The following is a 22,996-nucleotide window of genomic DNA, read 5'->3' on the forward strand; positions in this document are numbered from 1 at the left end:
ACCGTTGTCAGCAGGATGATCCCGGCAGATGACGCCGGGTCCGACCAACATCTCTGCCAGCGATTGATCTCGCATAGATTTCGATCAGTACAGATTGTTGCGCGACGGGATCGGGCCGGAACTGTTCCCCCAACCGCCCCATTCCGCTACAGTCACCGCCATGAAAACCGATCGATACACATTCCTCATCTCGAGCGGGATCATCATCCTGTTCGTTCTGGTTGCCGTTCTGTTCACAGAACCGCTCGCCGATTTCATGACCTCTCTCCAGGCCGGGATCGTCGGGAGTTTCGGCTGGTTCTACATTCTTGTCGTCGGGCTGTTCCTGCTGTTCATCATCGGCGTATTCGTCAGCCCCTATGGCGCCGTCAAGCTGGGTCGCGAGGATGACGAGCCGGAATTCAGCTACGCCAGTTGGTTCGCCATGCTGTTCAGCGCCGGCATGGGCATCGGCCTGCTGTTCTACGGCGTGGCGGAGCCGGTGCTGCACTACACCTCCCCGCCCTTCGGGGAGGGCGGCACGCTGGACGCCGCCCGGCAGGCCATGACCCTGACCTACCTGCACTGGGGCCTGCATGCCTGGGCCGTCTATATCGTCGTGGGCCTGAGCCTGGCCTATTTCGCCTATCGCCACGGGCTGCCGCTCACCATCCGCTCCACCCTCTATCCGCTGCTGGGGGAGCGTATCCACGGGCCGATCGGCCGGGCGGTGGACATCTTCGCCATCTTCGGCACGCTGTTCGGCGTCGCCACCTCGCTGGGCGTCGGCGTCATGCAGGTCAATGCCGGGCTGGACTATCTGGGCCTGATGGATGTCGGCCTGGGCAACCAGCTCTGGCTGATCGCCGGCATCACCCTGATCGCCACCGCGTCGGTGGCCAGCGGGCTGGGACGCGGCATCCGACGACTGTCGGAGCTGAACATGGTGGCGGGGCTGCTGCTGCTGGTCTTCGTCTTCGCCGTCGGCCCCACCGTCTGGATCCTGTTCGAGCTGGTGGATTCCATCGGCCGCTACATCCAGACCCTGCCCTATGCCAGCTTCCGCACCATGCCCTTCGCCGGCATCGAATGGCAGGCGAGCTGGACCATGTTCTACTGGGGCTGGTGGATCAGTTGGGCGCCCTTCGTCGGCATGTTCATCGCCAGGGTCAGCAAGGGCCGCACCATCCGGGAGTTCATCGGCGGCGTGCTGTTCGCCCCGGTGCTGCTGAGCTTCGTCTGGTTCAGCGTGTTCGGCGGCACCGCCCTGCACATGGAGGTGTTCGGGGCCGGCGGCATGGCCGCGGCGGTGGAGGAGAGCGTGCCCACGGCCCTGTTCGCCATGCTGGACCGGCTGCCGCTGCCGGTCGTCAGCTCCGCCATCGGCACGCTGATGGTGGGCACCTTCTTCGTCACCTCCGCCGACAGCGGCGCGCTGGTGATGGACATCATCAGCTCCAATGGCGATCCGGAGCCGCCCATGGCCAGCCGTCTGTTCTGGGCGGTGCTGACCGGCACGATCGCCGCGGTGCTGCTGGTGGTGGGCGGGCTGGGCGCGTTGCAGACCGCCGCCATCGCCACCGCCCTGCCCTTCAGCCTGGTCATGATCCTGATGTGCGTCAGCCTGGTGAACGCCCTGTCGGCGGAGCGGCGGCACCTGAGCCAGGGCCGGGCGGCCTATGGCATGGCGGGCGCCGCGGTCATGGGCGGCGACGAGGTGCTGGCCCATCTGCCGGAAGAGGACTGGCGCCAGCGCCTGCAGGCCGTGACTGGCCGGGCGGATGAGCGGACGGGGGCGGCGGCCCCCGGCCTGAAGGAGGCGCGGCGGCAGGCCGCCGACTTCATCACCGGGGCCGCACTCCCCGCCTTCAAGCAGATTGCGCGGGAGCTGGAGCGGCAGCGGCGCACCACGGAGATCGCGGTGGAGCGCTACAGCGCCGGCATCACCGTGCTGCGCGACGGGAACGAGGAGTTCAGCTACACGGTCCGCAGCCGCGCCTACCATCCCTGGACCTTCGCCTTCCCCGAGCTGGAGACGGAGGATGAGCCATGGATCGCGCAGGCGGAGGTGATCCTGCGCGGCGGCCTGCACAAGAACCTGCCCCTGGAGGGGGCGGACAAGGACACGGTGCTGCGCGACTTCGTGGCCGAATATGCGAAGTGGATGGGCTGGTAAGGCTACGGGGCCGGCCGCGCCGAGCGGCCGGCCGGCCTTCCGGCATCAGTGCAGCACCAGCTCCGCCCCCACCATCCGCACCTCCGCCGGGGTGATCAGCCCCTGGCTGGCCACCCGCACGCTGTGCAGCTTGCCGTCCAGCTCACGACTCCAGAAATCCAGGAACCGCTTGAGCTGTGGAAATTTCGGGGCCAGGTCCAGCTCCTGCCAGATGAAGCTCTGCAACAGGCCCGGATGGTCCGGCATGTGATACAGGATCTCCGCCGTGGTCAGGCGGTAGTTGTTGAGCTGGAGCAAGAGCTTCGCCATTCGCGTCTCCCCGGATGTGGACCCAGCGGCTGTCTCCCCCGGCCGGGCGGAGGATTGCCTCCCCTCGCCCGCCAGCTTTGATGTTGCCCTGACATGACGGTTCTGTGAAGACGGAAACGTAATGATTTCAGTAGGTTGGCAGCCGGCGGGCTGGAGTGCTGCCAAACGGGGTGCCCTCCCCCTCCGCATGCGTGCAACCGGGGACGGCCACCCCTCTTGACTCGGGGACGGGCCTCCATTACCTCGTCTGGCACTCACCGCGGGTGAGTGCTAACAACAGGCTCATCCCGAGCTCTTTGCCTTTTAGAGGGAGAGAATTCATGCGTTTCCGTCCGCTGCACGACCGCGTGGTGGTCAAGCGCGTCGAGTCCGAGCAGAAGACCGCCGGCGGCATCATCATCCCGGACACCGCCAAGGAAAAGCCCCAGGAGGGCGAGGTGGTAGCCGTTGGTCCCGGCGCCCGTGACGAGAGCGGCAAGCTGGTGGCGCTCGACGTGAAGGCTGGCGACCGTGTGCTCTTCGGCAAGTGGTCCGGCACCGAGGTGAAGATCGACGGCGTCGAGTACCTGATCATGAAGGAGAGCGACATCATGGGCGTGATGAACGCCGCCTGATGCGACCGCGCCTTACCGCCTGATCAACCGCTCAATTCATAGGGACGACAAAAATGGCTGCCAAGGAAGTCAAGTTCGGCACCGACGCGCGCGCCAAGATGCTGCGCGGCGTGGACATTCTCGCCGACGCCGTGAAGGTCACGCTGGGCCCGAAGGGCCGCAACGTCGTGATCGAGAAGAGCTTCGGCGCTCCCCGCATCACCAAGGACGGCGTCACCGTCGCCAAGGAGATCGAGCTTTCCGACAAGTTCGAGAACATGGGCGCGCAGATGGTGAAGGAGGTCGCCTCCAAGACGGCCGACCTCGCCGGTGACGGCACCACCACCGCGACCGTGCTGGCCCAGGCCATCGTCCGCGAGGGCGCCAAGGCCATCGCCGCCGGCATGAACCCGATGGACGTGAAGCGCGGCGTCGACATCGCCGTGTCCAAGGTTGTCGAGGAGATCAAGGCCCGCAGCCGCAAGATCGAGACCAACGCCGAGATCGCCCAGGTCGGCACCATCTCCGCCAATGGCGAGCGCGAGATCGGCGAGATGATCGCCCGCGCCATGGAGAAGGTCGGCAACGAGGGCGTCATCACGGTCGAGGAGGCCAAGAGCCTCGAGACCGAGCTGGACGTGGTCGAGGGCATGCAGTTCGACCGCGGCTATCTCTCCCCCTACTTCGTGACCAACGCCGACAAGATGGTCGCGGAGCTGGAGAGCCCCTACATCCTGCTGTTCGAGAAGAAGCTGAGCGGCCTGCAGGCCATGCTGCCGGTTCTCGAGGCGGTGGTTCAGTCCTCCCGTCCGCTGGTCATCGTGGCCGAGGATGTCGAGGGCGAGGCGCTGGCCACGCTGGTGGTCAACAAGCTGCGCGGCGGCCTGAAGATCGCCGCCGTGAAGGCCCCGGGCTTCGGCGACCGCCGCAAGGCGATGCTGGAGGACATGGCCATCCTGACCGGCGGCCAAGTCATCTCCGAAGATCTGGGCATCAAGCTGGAGAGCGTCACGCTCGACATGCTGGGCCAGGCCAAGAAGGTCGTCATCACCAAGGAGACCACCACCATCGTGGACGGTGCCGGCTCCAAGGACGACATCGAGGCCCGCATCACCCAGATCAAGGCGCAGATCGAGGAGACCACCTCCGACTACGACCGTGAGAAGCTCCAGGAGCGTCTCGCGAAGCTGGCCGGCGGCGTCGCCGTGATCCGCGTCGGCGGTGCGACCGAGGTCGAGGTGAAGGAGCGCAAGGACCGCGTTGACGACGCCATGCACGCCACCCGCGCCGCGGTGGAAGAGGGTGTGGTCGCCGGCGGCGGCGTCGCCCTGCTCTACGCCACCAAGTCGCTGGACAGCATCGAGGCGGTGAACGAGGACCAGAAGTTCGGCATCGAGATCGTGCGCAAGGCGCTTACCGCGCCCGTGCGTCAGATTTCCGCCAACGCCGGCTTCGACGGCGCCGTGATCTCCGGCAAGCTGCTGGAGCAGAACGACGCGAACTTCGGCTTCAACGCCCAGACCGGCGAATATGGCGACATGTTCAAGTTCGGCGTGATCGACCCGACCAAGGTTGTCCGCACCGCGCTCCAGGACGCCGCCTCCGTTGCCGGCCTGCTGATCACCACCGAGGCCATGATCGGCGAGAAGCCCCAGCCGAAGTCCGCTCCGGCCGGCGGCCCGGGCGGCATGGGCGGCATGGGCGACATGGACTTCTAAGAAGTCCGTTCGACCGGCCGTAGGTCGCAAGGAGCGCAGCGGATTGCGACGCTCCTTACGACCGGCCAAAGACACGAAGACCCCCGGCGGAGCGATCCGCCGGGGGTTTTTGTTTTTAGGCGGGGTGAGACCCCGAATCATCATGACAGAGCAGCCGACGCCAAACAGCGCCCGCCCCTGCGCCATGCACTGCCCGCTGGCCGAGCATCGTTAACACCAGATTTATCCTATTAGCACAAACTATTTCGCCACTGCACCATAACATGGTATGCAGCGCTTCCTGCCGGCTGTTTCGGCTGATCCGAAACCTTCCAGGATTCTCAACATGCCACTGCATCGAATCACCCTGTCGGCCAAGGTCGCGGGCATGGTCGTAAGTTCGCTCGCGATTCTCAGCCTCGCTATCTACTTCGCCACCGACATGACGATGCGTAGCCACGCCCGTGAACAGGCGATGGAGCGGCAGGAATCCAATATGCGGGTGGCCTGGGACGTGCTGCGCCGATATGGCGGCGAGTTCCGGATCGAGGATGGCCGGCTGCTGGCCGGGGACATGCCGCTGAACGATTTCTTCGAGCCGGTGGACCGGATCAAGGCCATGGTTGGCGGCACGGCGACCGTATTCATGGGCGACACGCGGATCACCACCAATGTGAAGAAGCCGGACGGCAGCCGGGCCGTGGGCACAACCCTGGCGAAGGGGCCGGTGCATGACGCGGTGCTGGGCCAGGGCGTGCCGTTCCGGGGGGAGGCCGAAATCCTGGGCGTTCCGTTCTTCACCGCCTACGATCCCATCAAGGATGCCGGCGGCAAGGTCATCGGCATCCTGTATGTGGGCATCCCCCAGGCCGAGTTCTTCGCCGGCGTCAATTCCATGGATCGGAAGATCGGCGGCCTGACCGCCGTGATCGCCCTGCTGGTGGCCGGCGGCTGCTTCCTGGTCGGGCGTGCGATGTTCAGCCCGCTTGAAGGCATCCGCGCCGCCATGGAGCGGCTGTCCGGCGGCGACCTGTCGGTGGATATCCCCTGGAGCGCGCGGGCCGACGAGATCGGGCGCATGGCCCAGGCCGTCGTCGTCTTCAAGGACAATGCCCTGGCGGTGGAGCGGCTCCGCGCCGAGCAGGAGGAGACCAAGCGCCAAGCCGAGGCTGCCCGGCGGGCCGAGATGATGCGGCTGGCCGACAGCTTCGAGGCCAGCGTGAAGTGCGTGGTGGAGGCCGTGGCCTCCGCCGCGACGGAGATGCAGGCCTCCGCCTCCTCCATGTCCGCCACCGCCGAGGAGACCAGCCGGCAGGCCATGGCCGTGGCCGCTGCGTCGGAGCAGGCCTCCGTCAATGTCCACACGGTTGCCGCCGCGACGGAGGAGATGTCGGCTTCCATCGGGGAGATCGGGCGTCAGGTCTCCAGCTCCGCCGAGATTTCCGCCGCCGCTGTGCGGGAGGCCGCGCGCACCACCGGCATCATCACCGGGCTGGTGGAGGCGGCGCGCCAGATCGGCGACGTGGTGGAGCTGATCAACGCCATCGCGGGCCAGACCAACCTGCTGGCCCTGAACGCCACCATCGAGGCGGCGCGGGCCGGGGAGGCCGGCAAGGGCTTCGCCGTGGTGGCGTCCGAGGTGAAGGCGCTGGCCAGCCAGACAGCGAAGGCGACGGAGGACATCCAGGCCAAGGTGGCGGAAATCCAGGCCGCCACCGGCGGGGCCCAGTCCGCCATCGAGGGGATCGGCCGCACCATCGAGCGCATCAACGGGATCGCCGCCGCCATCTCCAGCGCGGTGGAGCAGCAGGAGGGGGCGACGCGGGAGATCGCCGGAAATGTCCAGCAGGCCGCCCATGGCACCCAGGAGGTTTCGGCCAGCATCGGCGGGGTGAACCAGGCCGCCGCCGAGACCGGCGCCGCCGCCGCCCAGGTGCTGAACGCCGCCTCCGGCCTGTCCGGCGAGGCCGAGAAGCTCCGTGCCGAGGTGGCGGGCTTCGTCGCCATGATCCGCGCGGCCTGACGCCCGTAGGTCGCAATCCGCTCCGCTCCTTGCGACCTACGCCGCTATCCCGCCTTCCGGGCCAGCTTCGGCTCGCCGAACAGGTAGCCCTGGCCGAAGTCGATATGCAGGTCCAGCAGCTCCAGGAGCTGCCTGTCCGTCTCCACCTTCTCCGCGATCAGGTCGATGGCGTTGCGGTCGAGAAGGCCTTTGAGGTCCCGCGCGGCCTGCGGATCGGCGAAGGGACCGGCGGGGTCCAGCAGGCGGGCGGCGTCCAGCTTCACATGGCGGATTTCGTGACGGGCCATCTCCGCCCAGTCCACCTCCAGCCGCTCCACCTGATCCATGGAGAAGCGGAAGCCCAAGCGGCGCAACCCGTCCAGGAAGCCGGTGCTGAACGACCCGTCCGGCATCAGTTCGGCCTGCCCCAACTCGAACACCAGCTTGGCGGCAAGGTTGGGGTGCCGGCCGAGATATGAGGCGAACTCCTCCATGAAATCACGGTCGGCCAGGGTGGCGGCGGAGATGTTGTAGAAGAAGCCCACCGCCTGATGCCGCTTCTCCGTCTCGCGCAGGAGCTGGATGCAGCGGAACAGCAGCATGTTGTCGATCCCGGCGATCAGCCCGGCGCGTTGCGCCACCGGCAGATATTGTTCGGGCAGCAGATGGGCGCCGTCGGCGCGGCGGATGCGGCTGAATACCTCGTAGTAGCGATGCTTGCGCTGGGGCAGGGAAGACGACGGGCTGAAGGAACAGGTCGATCCGGTCGGCGCGCAGGGCCTCCCGGATCTCCTCCAGAATGGCGGCGTCGGCAGGCGGCAGGGGGGCCGGGCCGGAGGCCCGTGGCGGCGCGAAGGTGGCGTCCAGGGGAAGCTGGGGCTGCGCCTCCGCCATGACGGGCTGCGCAGGTGCCGCCGGTTCCGGCACGGGGGCGGCAAGGCTTTCCAGCAGGCGGGCGTCGGACAGCAGCCTGTCCAGCTCCTGCAGGCTGGCCGGATGGCCGTCCAGCCGCTGTTCCAGCTTCAGCAGCAGCCCGCGGATGTCCGCCTGCCCCTCCTTCAGCCGCCAGAGCCGATGCTCCAGCCGCTCCCGCTCCTCCTGCCGCGCCCAGAATTCGTGCAGCAGCCCGCCGAAGACGAAGACCACCAGCCCGAACAGCAGGCCGGTATGGGGGTCCATTCCGTCCACGGAGAGCGGCAGGGTCAGCGCCACCGAGATGGCGATGGCGGTGTATACCGCCGCGAAGATGCCATGCCGCAGCCACCCGCCCATACCGCCCCCCTGCCCCGGACCATCCATACACGGTCAGGATGCGGCTACCCGCCTGGAGGGGAAATACCACTTTCGTGAGGGGGCGGGTTCCATGTCCTCTCCCCTTATCTCCGTCACTTGAGGTGCGCTACCTACCCTTCCACCCATCTCCGTCACCTGAGGGGCGGTGCCTACCCTTCCACCCATCTCCGTCACCTGAGGAGCTGTACCTGCCCTTCCACCCATCTCCGTCACCCCGGCGAAAGCCGGGGCCCAGGAGTCCCAAGAGCCGTGCATGCGGCCCCTGGGTCCCGGCTTTCGCCGGGATGACGATGGAGAAGAGGTGACGATGGAGAAGAGATGACGGTGGAGAAGAGATGACGGTGGAGAAGGTATGACGGGGAGAAGGGATATCGAGGGGAAACAATGGCCGGCGAGCCGCCCCTACCGGTGATCCGCCCCCACTGCCTCGGCCACGCTGCGGAATCCGTCGCGGGCCAGCAGGTCCGCCAATTCCCGCTTGATTCGGGTGACCAGGGCCGGGCCGTTGAAGGCCAGCGCGGTGTAGAGCTGCACCAGCGCGGCCCCGGCGCGGATCTTGGCATAGGCGTCGGCCCCGCTGGCGACACCGCCGACACCCACCAGCGGCACCCGCCCGCCGATCAGCCGGTGGAACTCCCCAAGCACCTGCGTGCTGGGCACCATCAGCGGCCGGCCGGACAGGCCGCCGGCCTCCTTCGCCAGCTCGGGCGGAATGATGTCCGGCCGGGCGATGGTGGTGTTGGAGACGATCAGCCCGTCGATGCCGCTGCCCAGCACCACCTCGGCGATGTCGGCCTTGTCCTGCTCCGCCAGGTCCGGGGCGACCTTCAGCAGCAGCGGCGGCTCCGCCCCGCTCTGCTTCCGCGCCTCCAAGCAGCGGGCCAGCAAGGCGGACAGGGCCTCCTTGCTCTGAAGCGTGCGCAGGCCCGGCGTGTTGGGGCTGGAGACGTTGACGACCAGATAGCTGGCGAAGGGGGCGGTACGGCGGATGCCGACGGCATAGTCGGCCGCCGCATCCTCCGTCTCCTTGTTCTTGCCGACATTGGCCCCGACAGCACCCGGCCGCTCGGCCCGCGCTTCCAGCCGGCCGGCGAAGGCGTCGATGCCTTGGTTGTTGAAGCCGAAGCGGTTGATCACGGCCCCGGCCGCCGGAATGCGGAACAGGCGGGGGCGCGGATTGCCAGGTTGCGGGCGGGGGGTGACGGTGCCGGCCTCCACCAGCCCGAATCCCAGCTTCAGCATGGCGTCCGGCACCTCGGCATTCTTGTCGAAGCCGGCCGCCAGCCCGATGGGGTTCGGCAGTTCCAGACCCAGCACGCGGGTGCGCAGGATGTCCGGGTCCCTGCCGCCGGCCGGGGGCACCAGCCCGGTCTTCAGGGCGCGGATGGTCAGCTCATGCGCCTGCTCCGGGTCCATGCGCAGCAGGAAGGGTCGGGCCAGCGGATAGAGATCGACCAAGTCAGCCCCCCTGCTCCGACAGGAAGCCGGCATCCTTGTCGCGCGCCGCGACCTCCGCCAGATGGGGCGGGAAGACGTGCAGCCCGTCCGGCCCCAGCGGCAGCGGGTCCACCCGCACCGCTGCCCCGACCGGCAGGGCGCCGTAGAGATGCGGGAAAAGCTGCCCACCCCGCGACGGCTCCCACTTCAGGGCAGCGCCCAGCGCCGTGGCATCCACGGTCAGCAGCAGCAGGCCGGTCTGGCCGGCGCGGTGCTTCGCCGCACTGACGGGCAGTTGCCCGGCGGTGGAGAAATGGATGAAGCCGTCCGCCCGGTCCTGGGAGGAGCCGGGATAGGCGCCGGCGTCCCGCGCGGCCTCCCATTCCTCGGCACGGCACATATGGAAGATGGTGGTGGGATGCTGGCTCATGGCCGCGACCTTAGTGCAGCGCCGGCCGGCTGACCAGAGGGCGCAGGGCCGTATGTGTCAGTATGGTTAACGCGCGAAGCGTGCAAAGTTGACTCTTTCTAAACACATATGTGTGTTCGATAGTACGCCCGTTGGTACTTGGGGTTGGAAGCTGCCTCAGCTCCAGGAGCACCAGCAGTATAACCAGGGAGGTTCCGCGTGACTGCATTTGAAATCCCAGGCCTGCCCGACGACGACAATCTGAGCGAGAGCATGCGCTATGCGTTGGGCGTCGTGGAATCGATGGGCAGCCACGGGCTGACAGCGGTGCCGGTCAAGCCGACCATGGAAATGCTTCTGGCCGGCGCCCGTGCCGGGGATATCAGCGTGGAGGCCGCCTGGACCGTCTATACCGCCATGCTGAAGGCCTCCGAATAGGGGCGGAACAGCTCCGCCCCTCCGGCCGGGGTCACCCCACATCGGCATAGAAGAGGTGCCGCCCGATCTCCGCCATCGGCTGGCGCCCGGCAGCCCATTCAGGGCGGACGCCGCGCGCATGGTAATGCGTGGCCCCTGCGGTGGGGTCCGGCAGGCCGCCCGCTGCCGCCCGCCGGGCGATGCGCAGGGCCAGCGCGAAGACGGGATCGGTCGAATCGACCGCCAGCAGCTTGGCCCGGTTCGGGTCGCCCGCGTTCCAGCAACTGAACTGCCTGGGCTTGCGGCAGACTTCCGCCACGCTGTTGCCCCACCACATGCGCCCGCGCCGCCGGGCCTGGGCGACGCGGTTCATGATGACGGCCGCCACCGCCTCCATCCCCGCCATCCCCTCCCCGCGCGCCTCGCCCCACAGGGTGCGGGCCAGCACATCCACCGCATCCTCCGGCTCGGCGGCGGTTCCGGTGTCCGGGCTCAATGTCTTGCGGCTCATCGTGCAACTCCTTCCGTGCGGGCGCCGTCCAGCTTGCCCTCGATGCGCAGCAGATGGCTGGTCAGGCGCTGCTCCACCTCGCGCAGCGTGGTGATGCTGGCATAGGTCTTGGCGACCTCCAGCTTGTAGGCGGCCAGCGCCTCCCGCATCTGGATGGAGGTGGCCTCCATCCCGCTGCGCAGCCGGTCGGTCGCCTCCTCCGCCTCCCCGCGCACCCGCAGGATCAGCCAGAGAAGCCCGCCCATCGCCGGCAAATCCACCACCGTGATCCACCAGATCAGGTCGATGCCCTGGGACTCGGTCATGATCTTTCTCCGTGTTGAAGGAAAACGTGGCCTCTACCGCCCCCGCTCCGTGCTGACCCCATGCCGCACGGTCATCAGCATGATGGCGGGGATGGCGGTCTGGAGCAGGTCGGGGAGGGTGAGTTCCCCGGTGAGATAGCCGGCGACGGCGCCCAGAACGGTGAGCGTGCCGGTGACATAGGTTTTCCGCCCGGCGAACCAGCCGCCGGTGATCAGCTTCGACATGGGGTGTCTCCCGATGGTCAGGGGGTGAAGTCGGCCTCGGCCCGGTGCGGGACGGCGGCCATGGGGAATGCCGGCGGGCGCACCGCGCCGGGGGCGGGCTTTCCGGCGGGCAGCCGCAGGGGCTCCGCCAGCAGGCAGCCGGCCAGGGCGTCCAGCCCGTCGTCGGGACCGGCGCCCTCCGGCCGCCAGTCCCGCATCTCGGCGATCAGGGGTGTTGCGAAGACGCCGGCATGGGCGTGCAGCATGCCGGCGGCCAGCCGCGCCTCGATCCCCTCCTGGATGCGCTGGGCCTTGGGCGCGCGGCTGACCTCCTTGCAGACGGAGACGGCCAGCCCGTGCCGGGCCAGCACCCCCCGCAGAAGCTGGGGCAGGAAGCCGCCAACCCCATTGGCCTCCACATGCAGGGTCCGCACCGGCACGCTCCGGAGCAGGCCGGCCACGGCCTCGCACTGGGCCTGCGCCGATTCCTCCGCCGCCCCGGCGGAGAGATATTCGATGCGGTGGAGCCAGGCGTCGCCCTCTGCCCCGAAGAACACCACCGCCACCACGCTGGCATCTCCGCCGGCCCGCGCCAGCGACGGGTCCCACCAGGCCCGGGCGGAGACGACGCGACGCCCCGCCAGCTCCATCACCGGCCGCCGCCCCGCCTCGCGGTAGAGGATCTCCGCATCGTAGCGCCTCAGCAGCTCCGGGTTCAGCAGACCGGCGACCACCGGCACGGGCTTCAGCATCATCTGGCTGGCGAAGCGGCTGGGGCCGGAGAGGGTGCGGATGCGGCTGATCTCCTCCTGCCCGAACACCTCCGGCCAGACGGGACCGCGGGAGCCCTCGACCGGGATTTCCAGCCTGTGGAAGCCGGCCAGGAACGGTTCCGCCCCGCCCGGCCCCGGCTCCGCCCCATAGATGCTGTCGGCGGCATGGGGCGTGCCGATATAGAGCACGGTGCCGCCGGGGACGAGCACATGGGTGATCTCCCCCAGCCGCCGCCGCAGCTCCGCCCGCGCATGGGCGGTGGCGCAGGTGTTCGGCACCTCCACATCGTCGCAGATCACGATGTCGGCATGGCTGCCGGTGAAGTTCGCCCCGATGCCCTTGGCCAGCATGGAGGGATCGCGCGAGGTACCCGCCCGCGCCACGGTCAGCGCATCGGCGCCCCAGAGCTCGATCTTCGGCGGCCGGAGGCCGATGCAGACCGGATGGCGTTCCAGCACATGCTTGACGGTGCGCACCATCTTGGCCGCCAGCTCATCCTCCGCCGCCAGCACCAGGATGCGGATATCCGGATCGCCGGCCAGCGCCCAGGCGCAGAACAGGCCGGCGACGCTGCTCTTGCCGCTGCCGCGGAAGGCCAGCAGCAGCAGATCCCGCCGCCCTTCCCGCCACGCCCTTCCCAGCCACCCGGCCATCCAGAGCTGCGGCGGCGGCAGGTTCCGCCCCTCATGCTCCGCCCACATCTGGGCGAATTCGGGAAAGGGCACCTTCTCGGTCCAGGGCAGCGGGCCGGGGATGGAAGTCGGCGCACTCTCCGCTCCGGTCATCCCAGCACCTCCTTGATCTGGTCGGCATAGGGGCTTTGATCCGCGATGCGGTGGACATGCTCGGTCATCAGCTCCGCCACCCGGCGCATCTGGGCCGTGGTGACGGCGTCCCCTTCCGGATCGGCCTTCTCGGCGGCCTCCGCCGCCAGCTTCGCCATCTTGAAGAGCCGCTCCGCCGTGGTCAGCACGGCATGCAGCTCCGCCTCGCTCTTGTCCCCGTCCAGCCGCTTCAGCGCCATCTCCATGGCGGCCGGCAGGGCCTTCGACAGCGCCTCGCAGCATGCTTCCAAAGCCGTGTCGGACATGGGTCTCCATCCTGGTTGTTGTGAGTGGGCTGGGGTGGTTTTCCGAGCCTCGCTGTTGGCACCGCGCCGAATCGCACAGCCACAATCCCCCTACACCCTCGCCACCACATGCCAGGCGGCGCCGTTGGACAGCACCGTCGCCCCCGCATGCTGCGCGCCCAGCGCCAGCGCCGCCCCGTCGGGTCCGGTGCCGCCGGCCACCGTCACGGTGACGGGGTTGCCGCCGGGGTCCGTCTTCTTCACCACGACCACCGCCCCCGAATTGGCCGCCGCCGGAGCCGGCAGGCGGGCCTCCACCGGGCCGGCGAAGGCGCTGACCAGATAGGCCTCCGCCCCCAGATCGATGGGCAGCAGCCCCGCCGCCTCGTGGTACTGCACACTGCGCGGGGCGGAGCGGGCGCCGGTGACCCACCAGTTGCCGCCATTGCTGGCGACCGTGACGAAGTCGTAGCGCTTGCCCAGCCGCCGGACCCGCCCGTCCGGCCCGGCCCCGCCCTGTTCCGTCACCAGCACGGCATGGGCGGACTCATCGGACTTCTTGATGGTGACGCTGCGCCCCGCCCCGGCGGAGGCCGGCGGAAGGCGCACCTCCAGCTCCCCCGCCGCGGCGCTGACGAGATAGAGCGGCTTCAGCAGGTCCGGCGTGAACGGCCCCGGCCCCTCCACGAACTCCGTATTGGCGGGCATGAGGTTGGAGGAGGTCACCCACCAGCCGTGGCCGTTGCTGATGGCGGTGAGCTGGTCGTGCCGGCAGGCCAGCACCACCGGCGCCCCGTCCGGCCCCGGCCCGCCATCCACGGTCACCGTCACCGGATTGGCGCTGCCATCCGTCTTCTTGACGGTGACGGTGCGGCCGATATGGGTTCCGGCGGGGGGAAGCCGGAACTCCACCGGCCCGCCATAGGCGCTGACGAACCAGATCGTGCAGCCCTCGATGTCCGGTTCCACCAGCCCGCCGGCAGCGGGCTCCACATACTCCGTCTCCAGCCGCAGCCCTTCCAGCATCAGGTCGCTGATGCGGGTCTGCTTCAGATCGTTGCGCAGCGGAAAGCCGGCATTGACGGCGCTGTAGGCGCGCGCGTCGGTGGTGTCCCAGATCGGCATGCCGGCGGTGGCGCTGAACAGGTTGACGATGCTGGTGTTCCGGCTGCCGCCGTCGATGCGGATGCCGGGCAGCGCGCCGGCACTTTCCGCATAGAAGTTGACGATCAAATTCTGGTCCGTCGCCGCGCCCAGCCGCAGGCAGGCCTCGCCGCCCGGATGCAAATTCGCCTCGCAATCCACGAAGCTGTTGTTGAAGCGGCCGGCGGACAGGAAGAAGCCGCAGCCGCTCATGGGCGCGGCCAGGCTGTAGACCCGGACATCGTGGAACTTGTTGGCGTTCGGCGTGTCGCCGCTGCTCTCCACCGTCAACAGCACGCCGTGGATCTGCGGCCGCGCCACCAGCACCCGGCCGACATGGTTCCAGTAGCAGGGCCGGTCCGGGCTGCTGTAGCCGTCCAGCACAATGCCGATCATGCTGTCCCAGATGGACAGGTTCTCCACCACATTCTTCACGCAAGGCCCGTCACGACCGTAGAGCTTCACCCCCGACGCCCCGCCCACGATGCGCAGGTTCCGCAGGGCGGCGTAGCTGTCCACCAACTCCACCGCGTTGAACTGGCTGGGATAGGAGGGCAGGTTGACGGCGTCGTAGGGCTGGTCGCGCGCCTGGATCACGCTGGCCTCCCCCACCCCGGTCAGGCTCTGCCCGTGGCCCAGCGTGATGGTGCCGGTGGTGCGGTAGGTGCCGGCCGGCAGGAACACCGCCCCATGGGCGGCCAGCGCGGCCTGGATAGCATGGGTGTCGTCCACGATGCCGTCGCCAGCCGCACCGAAATCCTTGGCGCTGACCATGTCGCCCAGCTTGTCGCGCATGCTGCGCCGCACGGCCCCGCCGCCCCTGGGCACGAAGGTGCCGTCCGCCCCGATCGGCCGGCGGCCGGGCCACGGGGTTCCCGGCCTCGTCGAAGCCCAGCACCATCCCGGCCCGTGCGGCGCGGGCGGGCAGCAGCCCGTCCGCCGGCAGGTCCGTTTCCGGATAGCGCACCATACGGGCCTGGTCCGCCTGCAATTGCTGGGCGATGGCCGTCAACCGGCTGAGCTGGTCGTTCAGCGTGCGGGCGGAAAGCGGGCCGCTTTCCAGGAAGTCGCTCCGCCGGGAGATCGCCAGCCGCCGGCTGATCGTCACCACGGTGCCCGCGGCCGGGGCAGCGTCGAAGCGGACGCTGCCCCCTGCCGCCTGTCCGATCCCGGCCACGGTGAAGCCGGTGGGCTGGGGGGCGGCGTCCAGGAAGATCTGCAGATCGCCGGCCTCGAACACCGGAAAGGAGAAGCCGAACACGGCCCCCTGCCCGTCCGCCACATACTGCACGCGCGGGCTCACCGCCGGCAGCGCTGCTTGCTCGGTCATCTCGGGTCTCGTCTTTGTTGGATTGAAAGCTATGTGCGGGGGAGAGAGGGCTGCGTACCCCCTCACCCCACCCCGCGCGCCAGCCGCTCCAGCCGCTGCCTCTCCTGAAGCCGGGTCAGCTCCAGCAGGTTGCGCCGCTGCGCGGCCGTGGCGTCCGTATCCAGCGCCCGCAGCCGCAGCCCTTCCAGCCGCTCCTCCGCCGCCCGCTCCTCCTCGGACTCGCGGACCAGACCCAGCAGGATGGCCTCGCCGGAGCCGTCGGCGCTGGAGATGCCCTGGGAGCCGAGTTGGGCGCGGGTGCGGGATACGCTGCGGCGCAAGGCGCTCCGGCGTTTGCGCTCCGCCTCCTGCGCCTCCGCCCGGATCAGGGCGGCGCGCTCCCGCCGTTCCGCGGCGGACAGCTCCTCCTCCAGCCTCTGGGCCTCGCGCAGCTCGGCCAGCCGGCTGGCCTGCGTCTCGTCCAGCAGCCGCAGTTCCTCTTCCTCCGCCCGGCGCCGGCGGCGCGCATCGCCGCCGGTGGCCTCGTCCAGGGCGGAGGCGGTGCCACGCACCTGGTTGACGGCGCCCAGGGCCGCCAGCGCCGGCGTGCTTATCCCAGCCATCAGTCATTCACCTTCAGTTCGAGTGTCGCGGAGAGGAGCGTGAAGGGCAGCGGCCGATCATCCGCGATCCGCCACAGCGGCCGGGCCGCATCATGCGCCCAGCCCAGGCAGGAAAGCCGCCGGTCCCCCGTGAAAGGCGGGGCGGGCTCGCCGTGCAGCGCCGGCCCCGCCGCCCGGCGCAACGGCACCTCCACCGGACCGCGCCCGAGATCGACGCGCAGCACCGGCGTCCCCTCCAGGCGCAAGGTCACGGCCACCGGCCGCATCCGCCGCCCCATCCCCTCCGCAGCCAGCAAATTGACGGGCAGCGGTGCGATCTCATGGGCGAAGCGGAGCCCGGCCTGCACGGAAGCCGCCGGCTGGTCCAGCATCAGGGTTCCGGCGGCGATGCCCTGGTCCGGCAGCACGACGCCATCCGCCAGCACGCCCACCTCACGGCCCTTGAGATGCTCCAGCCCCCGCCAGCGGCGCGTCGGCGTCGGGCTGCTGCCGGCCAGCGCGCTGTCCAGCCGGAACGCCTCGTCCCAGGCCTCCACGCACACCGTGCCCCGCCGCTCCACCAGCCAGTAGACCGTGCCGCCCGCCAAGGCGACGGAGAGGATGCGGCCATCCGTGTCCAGCACCGTCCAGGCCGCGACCTGCTCCGCCCGGTGGAGCGTCAAGGCCCCCACCGTGCCGTCGCCCATCACCACCAGCAGCAGGCGGCGGCTGCGGTCGAAATCCATATCCACCGGATCGCTCAGGATATGGCGCGCGGCCACGGCCAGATCGTTGGCCTGGTATCCCCGCTCCAGCTCCGTATAGGCGAATTCGCGCACAGTCCCGTCGCAGGTGGCGAACAGGGTGGCCCCGTCCACCTCCCGCACCGGCACCTGCCGGGTCATGGCGCAGCCGGTGCGGGTCTGCCGGTCCAGCCGGATGCCGCCGGGCGTCAACGGCTCCCCCGTCACCGCCCATTCGGCCCCGGTGGTGAAGACCTGCAGGTGCCGGCCGGAGAAGACGCTGCGGATCGGGTTCACCTCGTCCGACAGGATGGCGAACTCGATGGCGGCGTCATCCTCCCCCTCGCCCAGATCGAAATTGAACAGGTCGCCGGATCTGGACAGCCAGAGCCGGTTCGGCAGGTCGCGGCTGCCGCCGATCACCAGCCGGTCCTGGTGGAAGCCGCAACTCACCGGCCAGCCGCGCAGATCGCTGAAGGCCGGCTCCTCCCAGTCCGCTGTCGCCGCGGTGCCCGGCAGCTCCTCCAGCACATCCGCCTCCGCCAGCACCGGGGAGCGCACCGCCACGATGCGGAGCTGCTTGCGGTGGATGCGGAAGGGCTGCCCGTCATGGGCGCGGCTGAAGATGGGGGCGGAGGCCGTCAACCGCACCCGCCCCATGGCGGCGGAGGGGGCGACGGTCGCCTCCGGCGCGCCGAAGCGGTGGAAGGGCATGCGGCTCAGCCCCTCCTCCACCCGCCATTCCCAGGGCTCCAGCCGGAATCGCCCCTCCGCCCCCTCCCGCACCAGCCGCTTCGGCGGCACCTCGGGATGGACCAGCAGCAGCACATCCGCCGACTGCGCCCAGCTCAGCCGCTCAAGCTGCTCGAAGGTTTAGGGTGTGGCGATCTCCGCCAGCGGCGCATCCTCGAAGAACACCTGCACCCAGCGGTCGGTGAAGACCAGCAGGTAGCTCTGGCGCGTGCTGAAGGTGAAGGCCACAAGCCGGCCCGGCCCGCGGGCGGTGGCGACATAGGCCATGCCCGGCCGCCGCCGCACCCCGCCGGTGGGCTGGATCAGCACGTTGCGCAGCCTGCCCGCCCCGGTCTCGTACGCCGCGAGGTCGCCGCGGGCCAGCAAGGCGGGGGAGAGTTCGCCGCCGGTGAAGCCGGTCTTGACGGATCGCACCCTGGTCATGATCGCCTCGCCTCGATCAGGGTGAAATCCTCGAATCCGGGCTGGCTGTCCTGCTGGGCGTCGATCAGCCGGGCGCGCCGGAACTCCGCATCCGCCAGCCGCCACAGCGTCTCCGCCCGCGAGCTGTTCTCCGTCAGCGGCACGCAGAACTCCGCCGCCAGCCGGGCGATCAGCGCCTGGTCGAAGAAGGGCGGAAACGCCTCCTCCGCCGGGCGGAAGATGTAGGTCAGCACCACATCCCCCGCATCCGCCAGCAGCGCCCCGCCCTGGATGCGGTAATAGAGCCCCCGCCCCCGGCCGCCCGTCCCGGCGGACAGGGCCCGCAGGAAGTCCGGCGGCAGGCGGAAACCGGCCGTGAAATCGGCCACCGGCGGCTCCTCCAGCCGCGCCAGCCGGGCCTGCCCGGTGGCGAAGCTCCAGCCATGGGCGGACAGCAGCGCGTCGCGCGTGGGCTCATACAGCCCCGCCGCCACCTCCGCCTCCGCCGTTCCATCGGCGAAGCCCTGGATGGGCACCGCCCCGATCTTCAAGAGCGCACGGGCGCACAACCCGATGCCGGTCAGGGCCATGGGAGTCTCCGGTGATTGGGATGTTGGTGGAATGCCTGCGAAGGCGGCGCAAACCCTCGCTCTAGCTGCCTTTGGCGTCTGCCTTCGGCAACGACAGGCTCAGGGTGAGGGTTTGCTGATCGCCTGTGTCCGATGACAAGCAAATGCGCCGCCCCCTGGCCCTTCGACAGGCTCAGGGCGAGGATTTGCTTTTCGACTGCGCCTGACGACAAGGATATGCGCCGCCACCACGACGGTGAGGCGAGTTCCAGCCCCGAGCCAACCACCCCTCACCCTGAGCTTGTCGATGGGCGAGGGGTGGTTGGCGGGCTCTCGACATCAATCCGTATCCGCCGCACCCACCTGGGTCAGGTCGGACAGGTCGACGATGCCGGCGCTGTTGCTGGCCACCAGGAAGATGCCGGCGGTCTGGGCGGCGTCGGTGTTGGTGTTCGCCATCAACATGTCGCCGATGCGCAGCATGTGGCCGGCCGCGTTGAAATAGCCCGTCCGCCGCACATCGGTGTGGGCGTCGGGCGTCGTGTAGTGCCAGAGCGTGAAGCCGTTGGCATAGGCAAGCACGCTCAGATCCTTCGGCATGAAGGCCATGGGGGAAGTCTCCGGATATCTGATTGGACGGATGCGCAGGACCGTAGGCGGGATCGAGCCCCTGGCGATGATCCGACACGGCGGCAACGGGTTCGCACCACCGCATCGGATCGCTGCCTTCCGGGCCCGATCCGCCTGACGCCGCTACTCCAGGCAGCGCAGGGTCACGACGCCGGCGCCGTCGATCAGCACCGCCCCCTGGCTCATCATGTTGTTCACGAAGTGGGACGCCCGGTCGCCGTGCCAGGTCACGTCCGTCTGCACGTCGGCCCCGCTGGCATGGCCCACGGCGGTCTTGTGGTACCAATGACACTTGCGCACCCCGCCCTCCGCCTTCAGGCCGGAGTGGGGCATCCAGAGCGTGCCCAGCCAGCGCTTGGCCTGGGTGCCGCGCCAGGGCAGCTCGTCCGGGCCGACATAGTCCGCATCCGCGAACTCCGCGATGCCGAGAAGCTGGGACCACTGCTTCCAGCCCACCACGGCGTAGCGCTGCCCGTCATCGGGCACGTCGGCCTCGCCCAGCGCCTCGAAGGCGGCCAGCACCTTCTCCTTGGTCAGCCCGTCATCGGCATCGCCGGCATAGTTGGCGGAGGCGTCCAGCGCGTCGATGATCAGCTCATCCGTCTTGCGGCCCAGCGCATAGGCGCCGGCATTGGCGATCACGGAGCGCTCGTCGATGTTGGTCTTCAGCTCATCCATCTTGTCGAGCCAGTCGCCGGCGTAATAGTCGGCCAGCAGGCACTCGACGGACTCGTGGGCGATGTTCATCACCGGGATTTCGCCATGGCGCGACTTGGTGCTGGCGGAGCCCTTGCCGACCTTCTGGAAAACGGTGCTGGCGCCCTGGACATTGTTCTTGGAACGCACGGTGGACCGCAGCTTCGATCCCATGCGCTGATAGGCCTCGTGAACTTCGCGCTCAAATTGTTTTACAAAGGCCAGATCGATGGACGTGGACATCCGATAAGATTTCCTTCCTGACTGGAAAGGGCCGCGGGGCGGCCCCGGATTGGGGTGTCCGCGCCGACGCGATGGGTTCTCACGCCCCCTGGCCGGGGGGCATGGCCGCATGCTGGTGCGCGTGGATGCGTGCTGCCCTCCCCGACGCTGCCCGTTCCGGGGAAAAGGGCCGGTGGCCGGGCCGAACCGGTTGTCCGGCCACCGAAGTCGAGGGGAGGAGACAGCTACGGAAAGGGCGCTTCCGGGCCGGGCCTCTGAAGGCGGGCTCCGGAAACGCACAACGCCCGGCAGCGGGCCGGGTCCGCGGCGGGGTCGAACCCCGCACCGCCGGACCCGGACACACTCCGGGCGTTGACGAAGCCAGATGTAAGATAAAAATCCTATTCAGTCAAGCGGAAAAATGCGCCTGCCCCGCAGCGCTCGGAAGGCGCCCGTCCGTAGGTCGGATCAAGCGCAGCGCCGATCCGACACAGCGGTGCAGAACGGTGCCGCTACATCGGATCATCGCCCCTCCAGGACGCGATCCGCCTAGGCCTCCTCACGCCGCCTGCGCCTGCGCCACCTGCGGGAACCAGTGCGCCATTCCCCAGCGATGATAGGCCACCAGGTTCGGGTGCCTTGCCGCTTCCGCCCGCAACGGCGTGACGAAGCTGGAACTCAGCAGATTGGCGACCGTGGCCCAGGCGGTGCAGTCCGCCGTGCCGGGCCGGTCGCCGAACAGCCACGGGCTGTCGCCCAGCAACTCGGACAAAGCGGCGATGTCCGCGGCGGCCAGCGCCGCCACCTCCTCCGCCCTGTGCCGGTCATAGCCGTGCCCGTGCAGCTTGGCCCGCACGCCGTCCCGCACCTGGCCGGACACCGCTGTGCGCACCGGCTCCGGGATGTCATCGAAATAGAGGTCCTTCAGCACGGAGAAGCCGGCCTCCTCCATCCAGCGGAAGCGCAGGATGGCGTAATAGATCCGCTCCTCGCAAAGGGCGGCCACGGCCCGCCCCATGGCACGCTGCCGCGGGCTCAGCCACTCGTCCGGGTCCACGCCGAACAGTCGTTCCAGGTGCGGAATGATCAGCCCGGTGTCGCCCATCACCGTGCCGTCCGGCAGGGTGATCCAGGGCGCCTGCCCCTTGGGTGCGGCATCCAGATCGCCGATCTCCTCCACCCGGTAGGGCAGGCCGGCCAGCTTCAGCCAGCATTCCAGCTTCAGGCAGAAGCTGCTGAGATTCACATCGCCCGGCGTGTCGGCGAATTTGTGCAGGATGATGGGGGCGGTCATGGCGGCATCTCCTCCCAAGCGGTTGCGGATACCCCCTTGTGCCCCATCGCTCCTGACAGCATCCTGTCAGCATGCGCCGCGCCGACCGCCTGTTCCAGATCATCCAGATCCTCCGCCGCGACCGCTTCCGGCCGGTGACCGCCCAGGCCCTGGCGGCGGAGCTGGAGGTGACGGTGCGCACCGTCTACCGCGACATGGCCGACCTCCAGGCCAGGCGCGTCCCCATCAGGGGGGAGGCCGGGGTGGGCTATGTGCTGGAACCGGGCTTCGACCTGCCGGCCCTGATGTTCTCGGAGGATGAGATCGAGGCGCTGGTGCTGGGCGCCCGCATCGTGGAGACCTGGGCCGATCCGGCCCTCGGCCGCGCCGCCGGCGACCTGCTGGCGAAGATCGAGGCGGTGGTTCCGGCCCCGCTCCAGGCCCGCATCCGCAGCCTAGGCCTTTCCGCCCCGCCCGGCCGCCCGCCGCCGGAACCGGGGCTGGACATGGCCACGCTGCGCCAATGGGTGCGGGAGCAGCGCAAGCTCCGGATCGCCTACCGGGACGAGGCCGGCCGCCCGTCCGAGCGCATCCTCTGGCCCCAGGCCCTGGCCTTCTTCCCGCCGGTCTGGCTTCTGGTCGGCTGGTGCGAACTCCGCCAGGACTTCCGCAGCTTCCGCATCGACCGCGTCGACCGCGCCGACTTCCTGGAGGACCGCTACCCGCTGACGCCGGGGAGGCGGCTGGTGGATTTCATCCGGCGGATGCGGGAGGAGGGAAATCGACGAGAGAGGCCAAGCGACGATCCCCAGCGAATTGGGTCAGAGGAAACTCCAGTCCGAGTCGAGGAAATTCGCGGGTCGCCTGAACGCCGGTCGGGCGTATGAAAAGTTTCCAGCTCTCCGTCTGTCTGGGGTCACTGGCCCTGCCCGCTTCAGGAAAAGCCGCCGGGGTCAGAAGCGCAAGATTGGCGCCGCCCCCCGGATCACGCACAGACTTGAAGCGGATGATCTCGATACCAGCGGCACGGGCTACATCGGCAAAGGCCTGACAGGCTGTATAGTCGGACAGGTCCGTCCACTTCGGCTGATCGGAAGAAAATGGCGCCTGCTGTAGGTCGACCATGCGTGAGGTTTCACATTCAACCGAAAATGCCGTGAACTCGACCGGGTTGGCTGGAAGCTCCGTATTCGGGGACTCCGCGAAGAACAGAAGCCGGTAGAACGCCATTTCGGCTATGGCAGTTTCTACCGCCTCCGCCGCGTAAAACACCCCTTCCTTCTGATCGGCTCTTCGGAACCGTGACCCGGGCCTACTTGGCCGATACCGAAAGGGCGTAGCACGCAGGAAGTGAAGGGCTCTGCAGTTGGTGGGAAGCGGAGGTTTCACCTCATCGATCAATTCTTCGAGCAGGCTCTGCTCCTCAAGGCTGTCTGTAATGCGGCTCGTGGACGCCCGATGCTGGGCTTCCACCACCCG

23 protein-coding genes and 1 pseudogene are annotated in these 22,996 nt (G+C 68.9%); 6 read left to right on the forward strand and 18 right to left on the reverse strand.

Annotated elements, in window-relative coordinates:
* Window positions 1-160 precede the first annotated feature (160 nt).
* Complete coding sequence (locus tag DOL89_RS13760) at window positions 161-2,155, forward strand: BCCT family transporter (RefSeq protein WP_119680437.1); 1,995 nt, start codon at window positions 161-163, stop codon at window positions 2,153-2,155.
* A 45-nt stretch (window positions 2,156-2,200) separates the two neighbouring features.
* On the opposite strand, the gene DOL89_RS13765 is transcribed toward DOL89_RS13760, so the two are convergent.
* Window positions 2,201-2,464, reverse strand: a complete 264-nt coding sequence (locus DOL89_RS13765) for an usg protein (protein ID WP_119679662.1) — start codon at window positions 2,462-2,464, stop codon at window positions 2,201-2,203.
* Window positions 2,465-2,784: 320 nt separating this feature from the next.
* On the opposite strand from DOL89_RS13765, the gene groES reads away from it, so the two are divergent.
* The 3 genes from groES (at window position 2,785) to DOL89_RS13780 (ending at window position 6,777) form a co-directional block, all read left to right on the forward strand.
* A complete protein-coding gene (gene groES, locus DOL89_RS13770; RefSeq protein WP_119679663.1) occupies window positions 2,785-3,078 on the forward strand; it encodes a co-chaperone GroES in 294 nt (97 codons plus the stop codon).
* Window positions 3,079-3,131: 53 nt separating this feature from the next.
* Complete coding sequence (gene groL / locus DOL89_RS13775; RefSeq protein WP_119679664.1) at window positions 3,132-4,775, forward strand: chaperonin GroEL; 1,644 nt, start codon at window positions 3,132-3,134, stop codon at window positions 4,773-4,775.
* Between the two features lie 325 nt (window positions 4,776-5,100).
* The gene (locus DOL89_RS13780; RefSeq protein WP_162937515.1) at window positions 5,101-6,777 is read left to right on the forward strand and encodes a methyl-accepting chemotaxis protein; all 1,677 of its coding nucleotides are present in this window, start codon (window positions 5,101-5,103) and stop codon (window positions 6,775-6,777) included.
* Between the two features lie 44 nt (window positions 6,778-6,821).
* On the opposite strand, the gene DOL89_RS13785 is transcribed toward DOL89_RS13780, so the two are convergent.
* The 3 genes from DOL89_RS13785 to DOL89_RS13800 all read right to left on the reverse strand — a co-directional run bounded on the left by DOL89_RS13785 (window position 6,822) and on the right by DOL89_RS13800 (window position 9,916).
* On the reverse strand, window positions 6,822-7,694 hold the full coding sequence (locus DOL89_RS13785) for an EAL domain-containing protein (protein WP_162937516.1): 873 nt from the start codon (window positions 7,692-7,694) through the stop codon (window positions 6,822-6,824).
* Window positions 7,695-8,451: 757 nt separating this feature from the next.
* Window positions 8,452-9,507 (reverse strand): quinone-dependent dihydroorotate dehydrogenase, encoded by a 1,056-nt coding sequence (locus tag DOL89_RS13795; RefSeq protein ID WP_119679668.1) that lies wholly within the window; start codon window positions 9,505-9,507, stop codon window positions 8,452-8,454.
* 1 nt (window position 9,508) lies between these two features.
* On the reverse strand, window positions 9,509-9,916 hold the full coding sequence (locus DOL89_RS13800; RefSeq protein WP_225889803.1) for a DUF952 domain-containing protein: 408 nt from the start codon (window positions 9,914-9,916) through the stop codon (window positions 9,509-9,511).
* A gap of 198 nt (window positions 9,917-10,114) precedes the next feature.
* Between DOL89_RS13800 and DOL89_RS13805 the strand changes: the two genes are divergently transcribed.
* Window positions 10,115-10,333 carry a hypothetical protein gene (locus DOL89_RS13805; protein WP_119679669.1) on the forward strand — a complete coding sequence of 73 codons (219 nt, stop codon included), beginning with the start codon at window positions 10,115-10,117 and terminating at the stop codon, window positions 10,331-10,333.
* 31 nt (window positions 10,334-10,364) lie between these two features.
* Here the strand turns inward: DOL89_RS13805 and DOL89_RS13810 are convergent, their stop codons facing one another.
* From DOL89_RS13810 to DOL89_RS13865, 13 genes are all read right to left on the reverse strand, one after another.
* Window positions 10,365-10,823, reverse strand: a complete 459-nt coding sequence (locus DOL89_RS13810; protein ID WP_119679670.1) for a cell wall hydrolase — start codon at window positions 10,821-10,823, stop codon at window positions 10,365-10,367.
* Window positions 10,820-11,128: a hypothetical protein gene (locus DOL89_RS13815; protein WP_119679671.1), complete on the reverse strand. Its 309-nt coding sequence runs from the start codon at window positions 11,126-11,128 to the stop codon at window positions 10,820-10,822. Before DOL89_RS13815 ends, DOL89_RS13810 begins: the two co-directional genes overlap by 4 nt.
* A gap of 33 nt (window positions 11,129-11,161) precedes the next feature.
* Complete coding sequence (locus DOL89_RS13820; RefSeq protein WP_119679672.1) at window positions 11,162-11,353, reverse strand: hypothetical protein; 192 nt, start codon at window positions 11,351-11,353, stop codon at window positions 11,162-11,164.
* Between the two features lie 17 nt (window positions 11,354-11,370).
* Complete coding sequence (terL, locus tag DOL89_RS13825) at window positions 11,371-12,891, reverse strand: phage terminase large subunit (protein WP_119679673.1); 1,521 nt, start codon at window positions 12,889-12,891, stop codon at window positions 11,371-11,373.
* Entirely contained in the window at window positions 12,888-13,196 is a 309-nt protein-coding gene (locus DOL89_RS13830; protein ID WP_119679674.1) for a hypothetical protein, read from the reverse strand. Before DOL89_RS13830 ends, terL begins: the two co-directional genes overlap by 4 nt.
* Before the next feature lie 90 nt (window positions 13,197-13,286).
* Entirely contained in the window at window positions 13,287-15,125 is a 1,839-nt protein-coding gene (locus DOL89_RS13835; RefSeq protein ID WP_162937517.1) for a glycosyl hydrolase family 28-related protein, read from the reverse strand.
* A gap of 585 nt (window positions 15,126-15,710) precedes the next feature.
* The gene (locus DOL89_RS13840) at window positions 15,711-16,250 is read right to left on the reverse strand and encodes a hypothetical protein (RefSeq protein ID WP_119679676.1); all 540 of its coding nucleotides are present in this window, start codon (window positions 16,248-16,250) and stop codon (window positions 15,711-15,713) included.
* Window positions 16,250-17,800 carry a hypothetical protein gene (locus DOL89_RS13845; RefSeq protein WP_318658509.1) on the reverse strand — a complete coding sequence of 517 codons (1,551 nt, stop codon included), beginning with the start codon at window positions 17,798-17,800 and terminating at the stop codon, window positions 16,250-16,252. Before DOL89_RS13845 ends, DOL89_RS13840 begins: the two co-directional genes overlap by 1 nt.
* Before the next feature lie 45 nt (window positions 17,801-17,845).
* Window positions 17,846-18,148, reverse strand: a complete 303-nt coding sequence (locus DOL89_RS25950; protein ID WP_318658510.1) for a hypothetical protein — start codon at window positions 18,146-18,148, stop codon at window positions 17,846-17,848.
* Window positions 18,145-18,717, reverse strand: coding sequence for a hypothetical protein (locus DOL89_RS13850; protein ID WP_119679677.1), 573 nt, complete (start codon window positions 18,715-18,717; stop codon window positions 18,145-18,147). Before DOL89_RS13850 ends, DOL89_RS25950 begins: the two co-directional genes overlap by 4 nt.
* Window positions 18,718-19,035: 318 nt before the next feature.
* Window positions 19,036-19,305: a hypothetical protein gene (locus tag DOL89_RS13855; protein WP_119679678.1), complete on the reverse strand. Its 270-nt coding sequence runs from the start codon at window positions 19,303-19,305 to the stop codon at window positions 19,036-19,038.
* Window positions 19,306-19,449: 144 nt separating this feature from the next.
* Window positions 19,450-20,265: a phage capsid protein gene (locus DOL89_RS13860; RefSeq protein ID WP_119679679.1), complete on the reverse strand. Its 816-nt coding sequence runs from the start codon at window positions 20,263-20,265 to the stop codon at window positions 19,450-19,452.
* Between the two features lie 538 nt (window positions 20,266-20,803).
* Window positions 20,804-21,538 carry a glutathione S-transferase family protein gene (locus DOL89_RS13865; RefSeq protein WP_119679680.1) on the reverse strand — a complete coding sequence of 245 codons (735 nt, stop codon included), beginning with the start codon at window positions 21,536-21,538 and terminating at the stop codon, window positions 20,804-20,806.
* 71 nt (window positions 21,539-21,609) lie between these two features.
* Between DOL89_RS13865 and DOL89_RS13870 the strand changes: the two genes are divergently transcribed.
* Complete coding sequence (locus DOL89_RS13870; RefSeq protein ID WP_119679681.1) at window positions 21,610-22,404, forward strand: helix-turn-helix transcriptional regulator; 795 nt, start codon at window positions 21,610-21,612, stop codon at window positions 22,402-22,404.
* Between the two features lie 109 nt (window positions 22,405-22,513).
* On the opposite strand, the pseudogene DOL89_RS25560 reads toward DOL89_RS13870, so the two are convergent.
* Window positions 22,514-22,993 (reverse strand): annotated as a pseudogene (locus tag DOL89_RS25560) (RES family NAD+ phosphorylase); the annotation flags it as partial.
* Between the last annotated feature and the right edge of the window lie 3 nt (window positions 22,994-22,996).

Source organism: Indioceanicola profundi, from assembly GCF_003568845.1.
GTDB lineage: Bacteria > Pseudomonadota > Alphaproteobacteria > Azospirillales > Azospirillaceae > Indioceanicola > Indioceanicola profundi.

Coding starts and splice junctions, on each gene's coding strand:
- DOL89_RS13760 (WP_119680437.1), top strand. CDS start 161: ATGAAAACCGATCGATACACATTCCTCATCTCGAGCGGGATCATCATC.
- DOL89_RS13820 (WP_119679672.1), bottom strand. CDS start 11,353: ATGTCGAAGCTGATCACCGGCGGCTGGTTCGCCGGGCGGAAAACCTAT.
- DOL89_RS13870 (WP_119679681.1), top strand. CDS start 21,610: ATGCGCCGCGCCGACCGCCTGTTCCAGATCATCCAGATCCTCCGCCGC.
- groES (WP_119679663.1), top strand. CDS start 2,785: ATGCGTTTCCGTCCGCTGCACGACCGCGTGGTGGTCAAGCGCGTCGAG.
- DOL89_RS13855 (WP_119679678.1), bottom strand. CDS start 19,305: ATGGCCTTCATGCCGAAGGATCTGAGCGTGCTTGCCTATGCCAACGGC.
- terL (WP_119679673.1), bottom strand. CDS start 12,891: ATGACCGGAGCGGAGAGTGCGCCGACTTCCATCCCCGGCCCGCTGCCC.
- DOL89_RS13765 (WP_119679662.1), bottom strand. CDS start 2,464: ATGGCGAAGCTCTTGCTCCAGCTCAACAACTACCGCCTGACCACGGCG.
- DOL89_RS13830 (WP_119679674.1), bottom strand. CDS start 13,196: ATGTCCGACACGGCTTTGGAAGCATGCTGCGAGGCGCTGTCGAAGGCC.
- DOL89_RS25950 (WP_318658510.1), bottom strand. CDS start 18,148: ATGACCAGGGTGCGATCCGTCAAGACCGGCTTCACCGGCGGCGAACTC.
- DOL89_RS13815 (WP_119679671.1), bottom strand. CDS start 11,128: ATGACCGAGTCCCAGGGCATCGACCTGATCTGGTGGATCACGGTGGTG.
- DOL89_RS13840 (WP_119679676.1), bottom strand. CDS start 16,250: ATGGCTGGGATAAGCACGCCGGCGCTGGCGGCCCTGGGCGCCGTCAAC.
- DOL89_RS13780 (WP_162937515.1), top strand. CDS start 5,101: ATGCCACTGCATCGAATCACCCTGTCGGCCAAGGTCGCGGGCATGGTC.
- DOL89_RS13860 (WP_119679679.1), bottom strand. CDS start 20,265: ATGTCCACGTCCATCGATCTGGCCTTTGTAAAACAATTTGAGCGCGAA.
- DOL89_RS13865 (WP_119679680.1), bottom strand. CDS start 21,538: ATGACCGCCCCCATCATCCTGCACAAATTCGCCGACACGCCGGGCGAT.
- groL (WP_119679664.1), top strand. CDS start 3,132: ATGGCTGCCAAGGAAGTCAAGTTCGGCACCGACGCGCGCGCCAAGATG.
- DOL89_RS13850 (WP_119679677.1), bottom strand. CDS start 18,717: ATGGCCCTGACCGGCATCGGGTTGTGCGCCCGTGCGCTCTTGAAGATC.
- DOL89_RS13800 (WP_225889803.1), bottom strand. CDS start 9,916: ATGAGCCAGCATCCCACCACCATCTTCCATATGTGCCGTGCCGAGGAA.
- DOL89_RS13810 (WP_119679670.1), bottom strand. CDS start 10,823: ATGAGCCGCAAGACATTGAGCCCGGACACCGGAACCGCCGCCGAGCCG.